The sequence below is a fragment of the Rhodospirillales bacterium genome (assembly GCA_023898765.1).
Classification (GTDB): domain Bacteria; phylum Pseudomonadota; class Alphaproteobacteria; order Micavibrionales; family Micavibrionaceae.
In genome coordinates, this window is sequence record CP060238.1 from 910,289 (window position 1) to 924,678 (window position 14,390).

At 54.8% G+C, this 14,390-nt stretch carries 16 protein-coding genes; 11 read left to right on the forward strand and 5 right to left on the reverse strand.

Annotation, left to right across the window (positions count from 1 at the left end):
* The first annotated feature begins 87 nt into the window (after positions 1-87).
* From cpaB to H6853_04435, 7 genes are read left to right on the forward strand one after another with little or no spacing between them, the layout of a single operon-like run.
* On the forward strand, positions 88-948 hold the full coding sequence (cpaB, locus tag H6853_04405; protein USO04511.1) for a Flp pilus assembly protein CpaB: 861 nt from the start codon (positions 88-90) through the stop codon (positions 946-948).
* A 39-nt stretch (positions 949-987) separates the two neighbouring features.
* A complete protein-coding gene (locus H6853_04410; protein ID USO04512.1) occupies positions 988-2,424 on the forward strand; it encodes a type II and III secretion system protein family protein in 1,437 nt (478 codons plus the stop codon).
* An 11-nt stretch (positions 2,425-2,435) separates the two neighbouring features.
* Positions 2,436-3,092, forward strand: a complete 657-nt coding sequence (locus H6853_04415) for a hypothetical protein (protein USO04513.1) — start codon at positions 2,436-2,438, stop codon at positions 3,090-3,092.
* Between the two features lie 51 nt (positions 3,093-3,143).
* Positions 3,144-4,385: an AAA family ATPase gene (locus tag H6853_04420; protein ID USO04514.1), complete on the forward strand. Its 1,242-nt coding sequence runs from the start codon at positions 3,144-3,146 to the stop codon at positions 4,383-4,385.
* A 1-nt stretch (position 4,386) separates the two neighbouring features.
* Positions 4,387-5,940, forward strand: a complete 1,554-nt coding sequence (locus H6853_04425; GenBank protein USO04515.1) for a CpaF family protein — start codon at positions 4,387-4,389, stop codon at positions 5,938-5,940.
* Position 5,941: 1 nt separating this feature from the next.
* On the forward strand, positions 5,942-6,907 hold the full coding sequence (locus tag H6853_04430) for a type II secretion system F family protein (GenBank protein ID USO04516.1): 966 nt from the start codon (positions 5,942-5,944) through the stop codon (positions 6,905-6,907).
* Positions 6,908-6,910: 3 nt separating this feature from the next.
* Entirely contained in the window at positions 6,911-7,867 is a 957-nt protein-coding gene (locus tag H6853_04435) for a type II secretion system F family protein (protein ID USO04517.1), read from the forward strand.
* Here H6853_04435 and H6853_04440 read toward each other — a convergent pair.
* Both H6853_04440 and H6853_04445 read right to left on the reverse strand, forming a co-directional pair.
* Positions 7,864-8,802, reverse strand: a complete 939-nt coding sequence (locus H6853_04440) for a tetratricopeptide repeat protein (GenBank protein USO04518.1) — start codon at positions 8,800-8,802, stop codon at positions 7,864-7,866. The genes H6853_04435 and H6853_04440 overlap by 4 nt on opposite strands.
* Positions 8,803-8,851: 49 nt before the next feature.
* Positions 8,852-9,442: a pilus assembly protein N-terminal domain-containing protein gene (locus tag H6853_04445; GenBank protein ID USO04519.1), complete on the reverse strand. Its 591-nt coding sequence runs from the start codon at positions 9,440-9,442 to the stop codon at positions 8,852-8,854.
* Positions 9,443-9,762: 320 nt separating this feature from the next.
* On the opposite strand from H6853_04445, the gene H6853_04450 reads away from it, so the two are divergent.
* The 4 genes from H6853_04450 (at position 9,763) to H6853_04465 (ending at position 12,123) form a co-directional block, all read left to right on the forward strand.
* Entirely contained in the window at positions 9,763-10,281 is a 519-nt protein-coding gene (locus H6853_04450) for a hypothetical protein (GenBank protein ID USO04520.1), read from the forward strand.
* A 36-nt stretch (positions 10,282-10,317) separates the two neighbouring features.
* Complete coding sequence (locus H6853_04455) at positions 10,318-10,842, forward strand: hypothetical protein (protein USO04521.1); 525 nt, start codon at positions 10,318-10,320, stop codon at positions 10,840-10,842.
* A 73-nt stretch (positions 10,843-10,915) separates the two neighbouring features.
* Positions 10,916-11,710: a succinate dehydrogenase iron-sulfur subunit gene (locus tag H6853_04460; GenBank protein ID USO04522.1), complete on the forward strand. Its 795-nt coding sequence runs from the start codon at positions 10,916-10,918 to the stop codon at positions 11,708-11,710.
* Positions 11,711-11,712: 2 nt separating this feature from the next.
* Positions 11,713-12,123 (forward strand): DUF1761 domain-containing protein, encoded by a 411-nt coding sequence (locus H6853_04465; GenBank protein ID USO04523.1) that lies wholly within the window; start codon positions 11,713-11,715, stop codon positions 12,121-12,123.
* Here H6853_04465 and H6853_04470 read toward each other — a convergent pair whose 3' ends face one another.
* From H6853_04470 to H6853_04480, 3 genes are read right to left on the reverse strand one after another with little or no spacing between them, the layout of a single operon-like run.
* Entirely contained in the window at positions 12,124-12,669 is a 546-nt protein-coding gene (locus tag H6853_04470; GenBank protein ID USO04524.1) for a hypothetical protein, read from the reverse strand. It abuts the gene before it with no gap.
* A 24-nt stretch (positions 12,670-12,693) separates the two neighbouring features.
* Complete coding sequence (gene nadC / locus H6853_04475) at positions 12,694-13,539, reverse strand: carboxylating nicotinate-nucleotide diphosphorylase (protein ID USO04525.1); 846 nt, start codon at positions 13,537-13,539, stop codon at positions 12,694-12,696.
* Between the two features lie 3 nt (positions 13,540-13,542).
* A complete protein-coding gene (locus tag H6853_04480) occupies positions 13,543-14,388 on the reverse strand; it encodes a transporter substrate-binding domain-containing protein (protein ID USO04526.1) in 846 nt (281 codons plus the stop codon).
* Positions 14,389-14,390 lie beyond the last annotated feature (2 nt).

The following is a 14,390-nucleotide window of genomic DNA, read 5'->3' on the forward strand; positions in this document are numbered from 1 at the left end:
CTGTTTTCCTGAAGTTTTTTGCTTTTTGCGGGATTTTACGCGAGCAAACCAGACAAGGTTTTGCCAAAGCTTTTAAGAGGTTTTGAAATGAATAAAAATGTTTTGATAGTTCTGGGCGGCGGGTTTTTGATTGCCATTCTCGTGGCTGTGCTCGTGCAGGCTTCTTTAGGCGGCAAAAAAACGGAAGGCGCGGAAGGCTCGCAGATTCAAATTCTTGTGGCGGCGCGGGATCTGGCCGTTGGAAAAGAAATCGGGGCAAGTGACCTGAAGTGGCAAAAATGGCCGGAAGACGCGATGTTCTCCGGCGCGATTGTGCGGGAAGACGATCAGAAAGCAAGCGACGCGGCATCCGGCAGGATGTTGCAGGCCGTTTCGGCGGGGCAGCCTATCCATCCCGCCTTTATTGTCAGCGAAGACAAGGGGAATTTTCTGGCGGCGACGTTGAAAGAAGGGATGCGGGCCGTTGCGGTTTCCGTGAAAGCCCAGACGATGGCCGGCGGGTTTGTCGGGCCGGGAGACCGTGTGGACGTCATCGTGACGTACAAGGTCAAAGTTCAGGACAAGGATAATCCCGCCGTTCAGGCCATGGTGAGCAAGTTTGCCACGGAAACGATTCTGGAGAATGTCCGCGTTCTGGCGGCCGACCAGAAAGCCAAACGGGAAGAGGATCAGGCAAAGGTTGCTCGTACGGTGACGCTGGAAGTGGACGGGGCGGGGGCCGAGAAACTGGCCTTGGCCGCTGAAATGGGAGATCTCGTTTTGTCCCTGCGCGGAATCGGGGACAACGGGTCCTCCAGAAATGAACAAATGACGACAGATGTAAGTATGAGCCGCGTTCTCAAAGGTCTTGCCGAAGCGCAGGACAGCGGAGGCGGCGCAAGTGGAATGGTCCGTATTTATAATGGCGGCACGGCGACCAATATGGCTGTTCGCCGGACGAGCCCGTAACCAAAAAAAGAAGATTTGAAAGAACCCAAGGTGAGCACCATGGAACATACATTCAGAAACAGAAAAACGGTTTTAAGCTTGATGGCTTTGGCGCTTTTTGTGCTGATGCCCTGCGGTCAGGCGCTGGCGGGCAAGGCGGATTTCGCCGGTCTGGTTGGCATACCGCATGATCCAACGGTGGACATCATGCTGGGCAAGGCCGAGATGGTTGAAATCTCCGGCCCTGTTTCCGATATCCTGGTGGCCAATCCTTCCATTGTGGATGTGATGGCTGTGCGCTCCAACCGCCTGTATCTGGTCGGGACGGCTTTGGGGGACACGAATATTATGGCGCTGGATGCGGCGGGAAATATTGTGAAGCGCCTGAATGTCCACGTCCAGATGGATATCGAAAAACTGGAAGTCATGTTGGGCAAACTCTATCCGAACGAAGAGGTCCAGCTAAACATCCTGAGCGATCAGGTTGTGTTGACCGGGGATGTTTCGACGCCGTCCGTTGCCAATTCGATTGCGACTCTGGTTGCGCAATACGCGGCGGAAGTTTCGGGCGCCCAGGGAACGACCGATGAAATTGTCACCAATATGCTGTCCGTGCGCGGAGAGCAGCAGGTGATGCTCCGTGTGAAAATCGTCGAAGCCGCGCGCAGCGCCCTGAAGGATTTGGGCGTGGAAACGAGCTACACGGGTAACATTGACAATGCGACCAGTATTGCGACGACCGCCGCGACGGCCCTTGGACTGACCGCGCCGGCCCAGCTTGGCGTCATGGCCCTGACCTATGCCGGAAACGGCTTTGGGCCGCTGAATTTCCTCGTGCGTGCGCTGGAGGAAGAAGGGATTGTCAACACGCTGGCGGAGCCGAACCTGACCGCTATTTCCGGTGAACAGGCAGGATTCCTCGCCGGGGGTGAATTCCCGATTCCAACGGAAATTGACCGCAACGGAAACCTCGTCTATGAATTTCGTCCGTTCGGGGTATCTTTGAATTTCCGTCCGATCGTGATGTCGTCCAACCGGATCAATCTGGAGCTTACGACGGAAGTTTCGACCACCTCTTTCGAACAGAACCTGCAGCTTAACGGTATTAACGTGCCGACCTTCAATGTGCGCCGCGCGAAAACGACGGTAGAGCTTCCGAGCGGCGGGACCCTGATGATTGCGGGCTTGCTGGAGTCCAATACGATTTCCGGCCTGACGCAGCTTCCCGGTGTCGGCGACGTTCCGGTTCTGGGGGATCTTTTGAAATCCGACACGTTCCAACGGGATGAATCCGAACTGGTTGTCGTGATTACACCGTATCTGGTAGAGCCTTTTGCGCAAAACAATTCGCAGGAGCAGGACGTTCCGGAAGAACCTTCCCGGGAAAGCAGTCAGATGACAGGGATCTTCGGCAATAATATTCGCCGGACTTACGGGGCCTCTGCGCCGGAAGACCTTCTGCAGGAAACCGGTAGCTTTGGATATATTATCGATTAGGGGACAGGAAGATGGAAAAAACAAAAATATTTTTGACGGCCTTGACGGGATGCCTCGTTTTGGGAGGGTGCATCCACCAGAGCACCCCGTCCATGATGAATACGTCCCGCGCGGAACTGGTAAGTCAGACCAGCATGGAACAGGTTCCCCTGTCCGGGGTGGATGACGGCTATTTGTCGTCTCTGGCGGCGCAGTACGACCGGTATGGAGACGGGCCGATAGATCTGACCATGACCTATAACCCGAAATCGAAATCCTTCACGTCGATGAAGGCCGTTTCGGAACTTGCAAGGATCAACAGGACGTTGGCTCAAAAGGGTATTGTAAACGTCAAAACGGCGACGATGCCCGTTGAGGGGGAGGAGCCCGTTTTGATGGTGTCCTTTGATACCGTTCACGCGCAGGCGCCGTCGGATTGCGGTGAAATGCCCGCACTGAGAGATCATAATACGTCGCGGGATATTAACGGATACCGTTTCGGGTGCGGCGTTGAAACCATGCTGGCGCGCCAGATATCGCGTCCCGGCGATTTGCGTGGAAAAGAAACGACAGGCAGCGCCGATGCGCGCCGGGCGACAAGTATCGTGGAGGTTCACAGAACGGTCGATCCGGAGCGTGTGAGGTCCGAGCTGGAGGTTTTTGGTCGCGAAGAGATCTCTGGCGAATAAAAAGAGAGGGGGAAGCTTTCGTGTGAATGAAAAACACGGGGCAAAAAAGGTATGAGTGAGCAGGTTAACAAAGAAACGGATATCCTTCTTCCTTCTGCGGGAGTGGATTTGTTTATCCGTGATGCGGAGACGACCGAGTCTGCGAAAGAGATGGGGAAAGACTGGCGCTTCGCCCGCGTGAATGTGAATGTCCGTGAAGGGGGTGTTGAATCCGCCATTAAGGAATACCAGCTTTCCCAGTCGCCTGCGCTGGTCATTATCGAAACGGACACCACGGATGAGAGCTTTATTGCGCATCTGGAAACGCTGTCGCGCTATTGTGCGGAAGGCACGAACGCGGTTGTGATCGGTCCGGTGAATGATGTCAATCTTTACCGGAGCCTTACCTCCATGGGGGTAAGCGATTATCTGGTGCGGCCGGTGCCGAAAGATGTTTTGAGCGAAGTTGTCGCGAAGGCGCTTGTGTGCCAGCTTGGGGCCAGCGGCAGCCGGCTGATCGGCGTGATCGGTTCCAAAGGCGGTGTCGGCGCTTCCGTTCTGGCGCAGGCGCTGGCTCTGGGCGTTTCTGAAAAGCTGGGGGAAAAGACCTTTCTGCTGGACGCTGCGGGAGGCTGGTCTTCTCTGGGCGTTGGCATGGGGTTTGAGCCGAGCGGCTCTTTGCACGAAGCGGTGCGCGCGGCCGTAACGGAAGATGAAGATACCCTCAAACGCATGCTGTTTTCTGCCAATGACAAACTCAGCGTTTTGGCGAGCGGGAGCGAGTCCATGCTGGAGCCGTCTGTGCAGGCCCAGCAATATGAAGCGCTTCTGGATATGGTGATGGCACTGTATCCTGTCGTGCTGGTGGATCTATCCGGCTCTATCCCGTCCTTGAAGCGGACGATTATTAACCGCGTGCATGAATTGATTGTTGTGTCGACGCCGACCCTGGCCTCTTTGCGGGCGGCGCGGAGTCTCTTTGCCGAAGTCAAGGCCCTGCGGGACGGTTCGGACGGCGGTCTGGAACTGATTTTAAACATGCAGGGCATGGCTCCCGGGAAAGAAGTGCCGAAGGCGGATATCAAGGCGGCGCTGGACCGCGATCCTTCCGTTTTGGTGCCTTTTGATCCGAAGCTTTTCCTTGGTCTGGAAAGCGAAGGAAAGCAGATTACGTCGGATAAAGCGGGGATGCAGATTGTTGAAACTCTTTTGCCGCTTGCGCGCAAGCTTATTGTCGCCAAGGGGGAAGGCTCAGACGAAAAAGCGGAAACTTCGGGCTTTTTGGGGCAGTTTATCGGCAAGCTGAAAAAATAAAATGTTTGGGAAAAAACAATCAGGCTCCGCCACGCCGCCGAAAAAACCGCCGCCCCTGAAAAAGGAAGAGGTAGCGGAGGAGGCCCCTGCGCCCGAAGCCGAAAAAACAGAACCCAAAGACACAAAAGACGTCAAAGAAGATGTTTCTTCAAAAGAGAAACCTGCCAAAAGCGAAAAGAAACAGGCCGGGCCTCCCAAAGAATTTGAGGATGACGCGTTCTCTTTGGAAGAAGAAGAGGAAGATGTCGCCGACAAATTCCACGATGCGGCCGATGCGGTGACGTCCATGCGGCTGAAACGCGCCCGTAACCGGATCTGGCTGGATTTGCGGGATGGGATTGACTTGAAGGCGCTGGCGCGGATGAAAACCGAAGAAGCGCGCGAGGAAGTGCGCAGCGCCGTCGAGGAGATTTCCCGTTTTCGAAATCTTGATTTAACGCCGTCCGAACTTTCCAAAATCGCCAGGGAATGCGGCGACGATATGTTGGGGTTTGGTCCGCTGGAAGAGCTTTTGTCCCGCGATGATATCGCCGATATCATGATTAACGGGGCGGAGACGACCTATATCGAGGTCAATGGAAAAATTGAAAAAGCGAAAGTCGATTTTCGGGATAACCAGCATCTGACGACCATATGCCAGCGCATTGTGGGCGCGATCGGGCGGCGGGTCGATGAAGCGTCCCCTATTTGCGATGCGCGTTTGCCGGACGGGTCGCGGGTCAACGTTATTATCCCGCCGCTGGCCGTTGACGGCGCCTGCATGACCATCCGTAAATTCAAAAAGGACAAGCTGACGCTTGAAAAACTGTTGGAGTTCGGGTCGATGTCGCCGAGCTGCGCCAAGCTGATTATGGCGATCGGGCGTTGCCGCGTGAATGTTCTTGTCTCCGGCGGAACGGGGTCCGGCAAGACGACAATGCTCAACTGCGTGACCAAATATATCGAACAGGGGGAGCGGATTATCACATGCGAGGATGCGTGCGAACTCCAGCTTCAGCAGCCTCACGTGGTGCGGCTTGAAACCCGTCCGCCGAACCTGGAGGGCGTGGGGGAAATTACCATGCGGGATCTGGTGAAGAACTGCCTGCGGATGCGCCCGGAACGGATTATCGTGGGGGAGGTGCGGGGGCCGGAAGCGTTCGATCTTTTGCAGGCCATGAATACGGGGCATGACGGTTCCATGGGAACGGTGCACGCGAACAATCCGCGCGAGGCCATTTCCCGTATGGAAAACATGATTGCGATGGGGGGGATGAATTTGCCGACCATTGCCGTGCGGGAACAGATTGCCTCGGCGGTGAACGTCATTATCCAGGTGCAGCGCTTGCGGGACGGGTCCCGGAAGGTGACGCATGTTTCCGAGATTACCGGCATGGAAGGAGAGGTCGTGACGATGCAGGACCTTTTCAAGCTGGAATTTCTCGGGGAGGATGAAAACGGGAAGCTGATTACCGAAATCAGGTCTTCCGGCATGCGTCCGAAATTCTGGGACAATGCGCGTCAGTTCGGCGTGGAGAAAATGGTGCTCGACGCCATGGAGGAGGCTTACGACTGATATGCTTTCCGCCGTTATCATCGGACTGATTTTTTTGCTTGTCGTTGGCATGGCCGCCGCGATGCATTTCAATACAAAAGCGGAAAAGCGCAAGCGGGTTTTAAATGTTATCGGCGGGGGGGCGTCTTTCAAGAAAGGAAAAAAAGGGTCGGATCAAAATCGCCGCCGTGCGGATCTTGCCAGAAAGCTGAAAGAAGGCGGGAGCGAAGACTCTGCGGAGAAAAGGAACAAGCTTGCCGATTCCATCGAGCAGGCGGGCTACAGGTTTTCAACCAGGAAATTCTGGACGGGCTCTCTTCTCCTTTCCGTTGTGGCGACATTAGTGGCCTATGTCGCCGGTCTGTCCGTGTTTCTTGTGACGATGGTGGCCATTATTTTTTTCTTCGGGGTGCCGCGTTTGTTTTTACGGATGAGCGCGAAAAGCCGCCAGAAAAAATTCATGGCGGATTTTGCCGATGCGCTGGAGTCCATGACGCGGCTTTTAAAAGCCGGTATGCCGGTCAGCGAAGCGATCAAGATGGTCGCGCGGGAATTTTCCGGTCCGCTCGGGGAAGAAATGGACCGCGTGTTCGATCAGCAGAAAATCGGGGTGCCGCTGGCCGAAGCCGTTCTGGCGGCCGGGCGGCGCATGCCGCTGCCTGAAATGCAGATGTTTGCAACGGCCGTGGCCATTCAGGCGCAAACGGGATCGAGCCTGTCTGAAATTCTTGAAAATCTGGCGACGGTCATTCGCGCGCGTTTTCGTCTCAGGCGGAAAGTGGAGGCGCTGTCTTCGGAGGCCAAGGCCTCTGCCATGATTATCGGGGCGCTTCCCTGCGTTGTTGCCCTGGGGATGTATTTTATCAACCCGGAATATATCAGGCTTTTGTTTACGGACCCCACGGGGAAAGTTTTGCTGGGGAGCGCTCTTACATGGATGTTTATCGGCGTTCTCGTGATGCGCCAGATGATTAACTTTAAGGTGTAGGCTATGTTCGGGATTACGAGCGATTTAATTATTGTGGTTGTCAGCGCGCTTGCCGCCGCGCTGTCTTTTGCCGCTTTTGCCCTGCCTTTTCTGCAACGGGGAGAGCAGAAGGCGCGCTATAAGGATGTGATCGAAAAGCGCCGGAAAACCCTTTTCGACACCACACGGCAGGAGCTTGAGAATAAGGGGCAGAAATCCGTTTCGGCAAAAGACTCCGTGGCAACCTTTTTCAAGGTTCAGAAGCTGGCGGGGGAGCTTGGCGAAAAAATCAGGACGCAATTGCTTGTGGCCGGTATTCGAAATCCGATGGCGCCGATCTTTTATATCCTGGCGCAAATTATTCTGCCGATTATTTTTGTCGCTTTTTCAATGCTGTTTATTTCGGCTGCCGAAAAAGAAGTCTCCAACAGTATGACGATGATAATTTTGGTTGGCGCTATTTTTACCGGTTTCTTTTTGCCGCGCCTGCTTGTGAAAAATCAGGGCATCAAGCGTCAGGAAGAGCTGAATATCTCTTTTCCCGACTCGCTGGATATGATGCTGATTTGTGTTCAGGGCGGCATCGGTCTGGAGCAGACCGTCGAGAGGGTGGCGGAAGAAGTGTCCGAACATGCGCCTGTTTTGGCGGAAGAGCTTGGTATCCTGAGTGCGGAAATGGCGATGCTCAGCGACCGTCGTGCGGCCTTGAGCGATTTTGGCCGGCGTGTCGGCGGGTATGGGAAATCCTTTGCCACGGCGCTGATACAGGCGGAGCAATACGGGACGTCCGTTTCGCAGGCGCTGCGCGTCATGGCGGATGAGCTGCGCGACATACGCATGGCCAAGGCTGAGCAAAAAGCCGCCTCTTTGCCGCCCAAACTCACGGTGCCGATGATTTTGTTCTTTTTGCCCGCGCTTTTTATTGTCATCCTTGGCCCGGCCGGGATCAGCGCGTCGGCGGCAGGGATCGGCGGCGGTTAATCGTTGAGACGGCGTTTTTTGGGGGACGGAGACGTTTGTGCCGGTGCGGCCGGTTCTTCCAGATTTTGAATTTCTTCCAGCGTTTCTTTTTCGACTTTTTCGACTTCGGCGTTTTCAACCTTTTCGGTTGCCGGCGCGGGAATCACGATTTTGTTTTTCAGGCTTTCAGGTGCGTCCGGCTTATGGGATGGCGCAGGGGGCGGCGGCGCAAAAGATCTTCTGCTTTGCCCCGAAGACGTTTCATACAGGGTGGAAATAATCCGGTAATTGCGTTCGATTTCCATGCGTCTGGGCGAGAGGCTGCGCGCTTTTTCAAGGACATTGAGAGATTCTTTCAGGTTTCCCTGCGAGGCCAGATTGAGCGCCAGGTTGTTCAGGATGGGGGCGGGGTCGCCTTTCCAGTGGCTTAAACCCTGCCGGAAGGCTTCTTCGGCCTGTTCATGGCGGTTCTGGGCGTCCAGCGCCGTTCCCAGCGCGAGAAAAGCCCGCCCCTGGTCCGGGTTCAGGGCAATGGATTCACGGGCCGTTTCTTCCGCTGACTGGTAGTCTCCCAATCCCAAATGGACCATGGCCATTTCCGTTAAGGTATCCGGGTGGGCTTTCTTGCCCGTTGTGTGCGGTTTTAGAACAAGGCGGGCCTTGTTCAGTTGTTCGTCTTCGCGCAAGGCCCTTGCAAAGCGGGCCGCGACCACCGGATCTGCCGAATTACGTTTGTAAATTTGTTCCAGCAGCAGGAGGCTCTCCTGTTTATTTCCACGATTTTCTGCATCCTGCAATGCTTTTTCAATGGCGGAATTAATCCTGTTTTCCGTCTGTTCCGGTGACGGTTTCGGGCGCTCTTCACTTGTTGTTGTGGTTTCGCAGGCGCCCAGGGCCAGGGCCGATACCATAAGGCAGAGGCAGAAAGATTTTTTGGGAAAGAATGAAGAAGGCATGATGTCGGTTTTTCGTATGTGAATCTGTTGTTTGTTAAAAGGGAGCGCCCTATTCCGTTTGTTCCTCAAGCGGGGGGGTGCTGGCGGCAGGAGAAGATGTGGAGGCGCCCGATGCACCGGAAGAAGGGGCTTCTTCAGGGGAATCCGTTTGCTCTGTTTCTTCTCCCATCTGGGTCACATTTATTTCATGACACATATCGGGACAGAAATAAACGCTTGTTGCGCGGCAGCCCGAGTCCTGGGCCGCATTGGCGCAGCTTCGGCGGACACGGATGTAGTTTTCTTTCGGCGCGGCCACAATGACATGACGCTGCATAACGATCTCGCCTTTTTTGTCCAGGACTGTGAAGTGGGTTGCGCCGGGTGCGCGCGGGACCAGAACAAGCAGGCGGGGCGTGTCCATCATGACGCTGAGATGCGCGGGATTGCCGACAACGACGCTTATGGCGTCCCGGTCCAGCCGGAGCAGTTCCGATTTTTCCGGGGTGAGGCGCAGCATCGGATGTGTCGCAAGGACCGAGTCACCGAGTTCCACCGTTGTCGAAGTAGGCGGCAAAAAATCCTGCGCCCGGGCGACGGAAGGCAGGGCCGCAAATCCGGCGGCGGCAAGGCAGAACATAAAAATTTTGAAATTTGGCATGAGCTTTTATTTTCGGAAGTTAAAACGTGTGAACAGGAAGCGTTATAGAAAAACGTATTTGTACGTCCTTTAATTATACCGTTAAAGTGCGTTTTCTTCACGGTTTTTCTGTTAAAATTTTAGGTAAATAAAACGGGAAAATAAAAAAACACATTTTCCTCTTACCCGCTTGTTTTACGAAACACCAGCTCCACATATTTCTGTGGATAAGTCGGACAAAAGAAGGATTTTCTCTTGACATAATATTAACAGCTATTACGCTGCACGGTATAGCGAGTAGCTCTGGGTTCATTTTACGAGTGAACGGAAAGAGAGGCCCCATGTCTTATACAGCGGGGGTGTTCGCGCAGAGCGCCGGTGCGGCGGCGGCAGGTGCGCAGGCAGGCGCGTTAGCGCATGCAGCGGTGGGTGAGCCCGGAGGCCGGGTTGTTATCACCGCGGTTAAAGTTACAAAAAATCCCGATGGCACATGGATGGCGACATGCACGGCGATGTTCGTTCCGCCTGCGCGGTCCGGTGACAAAAGCGTTCGCGGAGCGCAGGCATCTCCGGCGCGCCGCGGCGCGTCGAAAGAAAGACCGCAGGAGTCTTCGGGGCAGGCAGGGCGGATGACCCGCGGGACGGGGCAGGAGGTGCGGTTCCGCGTGCCTATGCAGGTCGCGGGGCGGGGGGGAAGGCAGGTCCTCACGCCCTCTGAGTGGCCTATATTTTGGGGGTTGCGGGATATGGCAGGGCTTAATTTGAGGACGTTGCCGATCGCCAGAAACCCCTTTCATTCTCATTTGGAGCATCTTCATGGCTATGACTATCATCATCATTATCCCTTTTCCGTACATTAAATGCGCCTTTGATTGTGGAAGAGGGCGGGTTGTTGTATGCTTGCCTTCATTCAGGGATCGGAAAGCAGGCATATCATGAACGAGATGCTTTTTTATATGGGGCAGGGGCCGGATTCGCAGGAAGCTGTTCGGGAGGCGCTTTCCCGTTGCGCGCCGGTTCTGGAACAAAACTCTTCCTTGCTTGTCGAACTTCTGGAGCTAAATCCCTGCGGAAGCCATTGGGAGGCCCATATCAGGGTGATGGCGATGGAGGGGGCGGTCGATAAACACCCGCATCACGCTCCGGATGACCTGAAACTCAGGCCCAAAAGCCCGGAACATTTCCGCTCCGGCCATCCTTACGACTGGCGGCCTGTCGGTATGAAGCACGATATGACTCCTGCAAAAGGGTTTGATGTGGCCGCGCATGGCGGTTATATCCCGGATGTGCCGCTGCAGGATATTGAGCTTGGCAAAGCAGGGTGGAGCGAAGTGGCGATCAGGACGCATGCGGCCAGCAACGACCGGCATCATACGGTCAATCTTGCGCATGAACCGGCGCTGCGTTACGAGAATGAATAACTGGTAACTTCCGCCTTCACAAATTCCGAATTTGCCTGTACTTTTGTGTAAGCAAAAACAAAAGGCATTTTTTATGGCTGAGTTTACCCTTCCGAAGAATTCAAAAATCAAAAAAGGCAAAAAATACGATGCGGCGCAAGGCGCGGCGCGTAAAAAGACGTTTAAAATCTACCGGTGGGATCCGGAAGACGACGACAATCCGCGTCTGGATGAATATACGGTGGATCTGGATAAATGCGGGCCGATGGTGCTGGATGCGCTGATCCACGTGAAGGACAAAATCGACAGTTCCCTGACGTTCCGGCGTTCCTGCCGCGAGGGGATTTGCGGGTCCTGCGCGATGAATATCGATGGGCGCAATACGCTGGCCTGTCTCAAACCGATTGACGAGATTAGCGGTGACGCCAGGATTACGCCTTTGCCGCATATGCCGGTGGTAAAGGATCTGGTGCCCGATCTTAATTTTGCTTATGCGCAATATGCCTCTATCGAGCCATGGATGAAAACGGACAGCCCGGCGCCAACGCGGGAGCGTCTCCAAAGCGCGGAAGAATCGGAAATGCTGAACGGCGAAGACGGGCATGGTCCGGCGGCGTGCATTCTTTGTTTTTGCTGCTCCACATCCTGTCCCAGCTATTGGTGGAACAGCGACAAATTTATGGGGCCGGCCATTTTGCTCAATGCGTGGCGCTGGATAACGGACAGCCGGGATGAAGCGACCGGAGAGCGTCTGGATCAGCTTGAAGATTCTTTCAGGCTGTACCGGTGTCACACGATCATGAATTGCACCAATGCATGTCCGAAAGATTTAAATCCTGCGAAATCAGTTGCTGAAATAAAAAAACTCATGGTGTCTCGAAGGGGGTAGGTATGTTTCTTAACATCGAAATCAATTTCTTTGCGTTTTTGTTGTCGGGCGTTCTGGCCTTTTTACTGGGGATTCTCTGGTACCATCCCAAGGTTATGGGGAACAAGTGGCGGGAGGTCAGGGGCGTGGACAGCACGAAGCTTACGCCGTGGCCGTATGTTGCTTCTTTTTTTCTGTGGCTGTTGACGGCCTGTTTTTACGCTTTCATGGCCCATTTTCTGGGGATAAACAATCCGGCGGGATATTTCGCCCTGGCCTGTTTGCTCTGGGTGGCTTTTGCCATGCCGCCGGCGCTTATGGGGGCGTTATATACGGGGTATCCGTTTGAAGCCGTGGCGATCGATACATCCTACCAGCTTGGCGGGTATTATATTTTCGCGCTGACCCATATCGTATTTTTATATATCCAGTAATCAGTCTTCCAGAATCGTAATCGTTGTCCGGCAGTCGGCCGTTGAGAGCACGACCTGCCCTTGCGGGTTCAGGGACAGGCCCTGCGTGCAGATGGAGGTTCCTTCAAAGGGGACCATGGCGCCGTCCTGAAAAGGCATGCGGCCCGTTTCCGTTGTGCGTGTCCGGATGTTTGCCTGCTGCCCGTCTTTTTCGATTTCGGTGCTGTTGATCCTGACATCCGCCGCGTAATCTTCAAGAGCGTTCCGGCCTTCGATGACGTTTTGGATAAAGTCTTCCTTGTTCAGGGACACTTGCCGCGCCTGCGGCGGGTAGCCGGGAATTTCATAGGTAATGACGCTTTTATATGCGCCGTCCGCTTTCAGGTGGGTGTCCAGAAAAGAACGGATATCCTCGTCGCTCATGCCGTTATCCGGGTCTGTGAGCGCGGCAGAGTCATCGACGAACGCCTGAATGGAGTCTTCCGTTAAGACGGAAATGTGCTCTTGCGCCATGACGGGCAGGGAGGCAAACAAAGGCACCAGCGCCGCGAAAAGCAATATTTTCATCAGGTTTTCCCTTTCAGGTTTGTGTTAAAGATCGATGTCCAGACCGATATCGAGGGCTTTGACCGAATGGGTCAGGGCGCCGACGGAAATTAGATCCACGCCCGTTTCCGCCATGCCGCGCACCGTGTCGAGGGTCACGCCGCCGGAGGCTTCAAGCGTCAGGGCGCCTTCTGCGATATCCACGGCTTCGGCCATGTCTTCCAGCGTGAAATTATCGAGCATGACGATGTCTGCGCCGCCATGCGCCAGAACCTCTTCCAGTTGGGGAAGCGTATCGACCTCGATTTCGATTTTAACGGTATGGCCGGCATGTTCGAAGGCGCGGTCCAAAGCTGCGGAAATTCCGCCCGCCAGCGCGATATGGTTGTCTTTAATCAGGATGGCGTCGTCCAGCCCGAAGCGGTGATTGACGCCTCCGCCGCAGCGCACGGCATATTTTTGAAAAGCGCGCAGCCCGGGCAGCGTTTTGCGCGTGCAGGAAATGGCCGCGTCCGTTCCTTCAATGGCCTGAACATACCGGCAGGTTTTCGTGGCGATGCCGGACAGGTGCGAAATGAAATTCAGGGCCACCCGCTCCGCCGTTAAAATCGAACGCGCCGGACCTTCTATAGCGGCGATGTTTTCGCCGGCGCCGAGAAAATTTCCATCCTGTTTCAGCGATGTTATTTCGCAGGCCGGATTGAGCAGCGTGAAAGCGGACAGGCCGACCGGCAGGCCTGCCAGAACGCCGTCTTCCCGTGTGCGCAGAACGGCCCGGCCTGTGGCGCCGGAGGGGATCAGGCTGTCTGTCGTGATGTCGTGCCCGTGGCCCATATCTTCTTCGAGCGCCGCGCGCACGGCCTTTTCAATCATAAGCGGGGACAGGCTCATTTTTCACTCCGGCAGTTCGTATGGTTTGGCGGGGGAATAAATTGTTTTACGTGCCGGATCGTACAGATCTATTTTCTGGTCTGCCAGTCCGATATTGATTGCCATTTCAGTTGCACGGCTCAGCGTTTGCTGCAGGAGGGATTCCCCCCGTTTGACCGACATGCCGGCAGGATAAGTGGCCAGCGGCTCCTTCACCGGAAAGGGGCGCATTTTGGCGGGGTTGTTTTTCATGTAATTCTCCGCTGTAACAGGGTCTAGGATTACGGCGTCTGCCTTGCCGGAAGCGACCTCCATCATCATAAGGGCCGGATCGGTCAGATTGATAAGTGTTTGCAACTTTGCCTTGGGAAACCGTAACTTTGCAAGATCGATGCTGATATCCCCGTCGATTCCTGCAAAGGATACGTCTTCACTGTTCAGGTCGGCGTAGGAAGAAAAACGCGTTTCCCCGGCGCGTATATAAACGAGAACGGGGGAATACACGGCAGGCGTCGTGTAGTCGACGAGTTTGATATTGGTAATCGTCCATGGGCCGTCCGCACACATCGCGTCTATTTTTTCAGTCTTTAGATCAAGCGGGACATTTCCAAGAGCCGTTTGAACAAATTCCACTTTCCAGCCTGTTAATTCTATGATGCTTTGAAAGAGGTCCTTCGTAGGGCCCTTGACTTCGTTTGTGTTCGGGTCGATCTCGAATCCGGGCGGCCACGGGATAAATCCGCACCGCAGAACGCCCGTGCGCATGACGCGCTCATAGACGGATTCCTTTTCCTCTGCGCGGGCAGGGGCGGCAAGGAAGAAAGCGAAAATCAGGGCGGCGAGCGGTAAAAGACGGAAAGCGGTTTTCATGG

Excerpts from the sequence above, each read along its gene's own strand:
- cpaB (USO04511.1), top strand. The coding sequence starts at position 88 with ATGAATAAAAATGTTTTGATAGTTCTGGGCGGCGGGTTTTTGATTGCC.
- H6853_04410 (USO04512.1), top strand. The coding sequence starts at position 988 with ATGGAACATACATTCAGAAACAGAAAAACGGTTTTAAGCTTGATGGCT.
- H6853_04415 (USO04513.1), top strand. The coding sequence starts at position 2,436 with ATGGAAAAAACAAAAATATTTTTGACGGCCTTGACGGGATGCCTCGTT.
- H6853_04420 (USO04514.1), top strand. The coding sequence starts at position 3,144 with ATGAGTGAGCAGGTTAACAAAGAAACGGATATCCTTCTTCCTTCTGCG.
- H6853_04425 (USO04515.1), top strand. The coding sequence starts at position 4,387 with ATGTTTGGGAAAAAACAATCAGGCTCCGCCACGCCGCCGAAAAAACCG.
- H6853_04430 (USO04516.1), top strand. The coding sequence starts at position 5,942 with ATGCTTTCCGCCGTTATCATCGGACTGATTTTTTTGCTTGTCGTTGGC.
- H6853_04435 (USO04517.1), top strand. The coding sequence starts at position 6,911 with ATGTTCGGGATTACGAGCGATTTAATTATTGTGGTTGTCAGCGCGCTT.
- H6853_04440 (USO04518.1), bottom strand. The coding sequence starts at position 8,802 with ATGCCTTCTTCATTCTTTCCCAAAAAATCTTTCTGCCTCTGCCTTATG.
- H6853_04445 (USO04519.1), bottom strand. The coding sequence starts at position 9,442 with ATGCCAAATTTCAAAATTTTTATGTTCTGCCTTGCCGCCGCCGGATTT.
- H6853_04450 (USO04520.1), top strand. The coding sequence starts at position 9,763 with ATGTCTTATACAGCGGGGGTGTTCGCGCAGAGCGCCGGTGCGGCGGCG.
- H6853_04455 (USO04521.1), top strand. The coding sequence starts at position 10,318 with ATGCTTGCCTTCATTCAGGGATCGGAAAGCAGGCATATCATGAACGAG.
- H6853_04460 (USO04522.1), top strand. The coding sequence starts at position 10,916 with ATGGCTGAGTTTACCCTTCCGAAGAATTCAAAAATCAAAAAAGGCAAA.
- H6853_04465 (USO04523.1), top strand. The coding sequence starts at position 11,713 with ATGTTTCTTAACATCGAAATCAATTTCTTTGCGTTTTTGTTGTCGGGC.
- H6853_04470 (USO04524.1), bottom strand. The coding sequence starts at position 12,669 with ATGAAAATATTGCTTTTCGCGGCGCTGGTGCCTTTGTTTGCCTCCCTG.
- nadC (USO04525.1), bottom strand. The coding sequence starts at position 13,539 with ATGAGCCTGTCCCCGCTTATGATTGAAAAGGCCGTGCGCGCGGCGCTC.
- H6853_04480 (USO04526.1), bottom strand. The coding sequence starts at position 14,388 with ATGAAAACCGCTTTCCGTCTTTTACCGCTCGCCGCCCTGATTTTCGCT.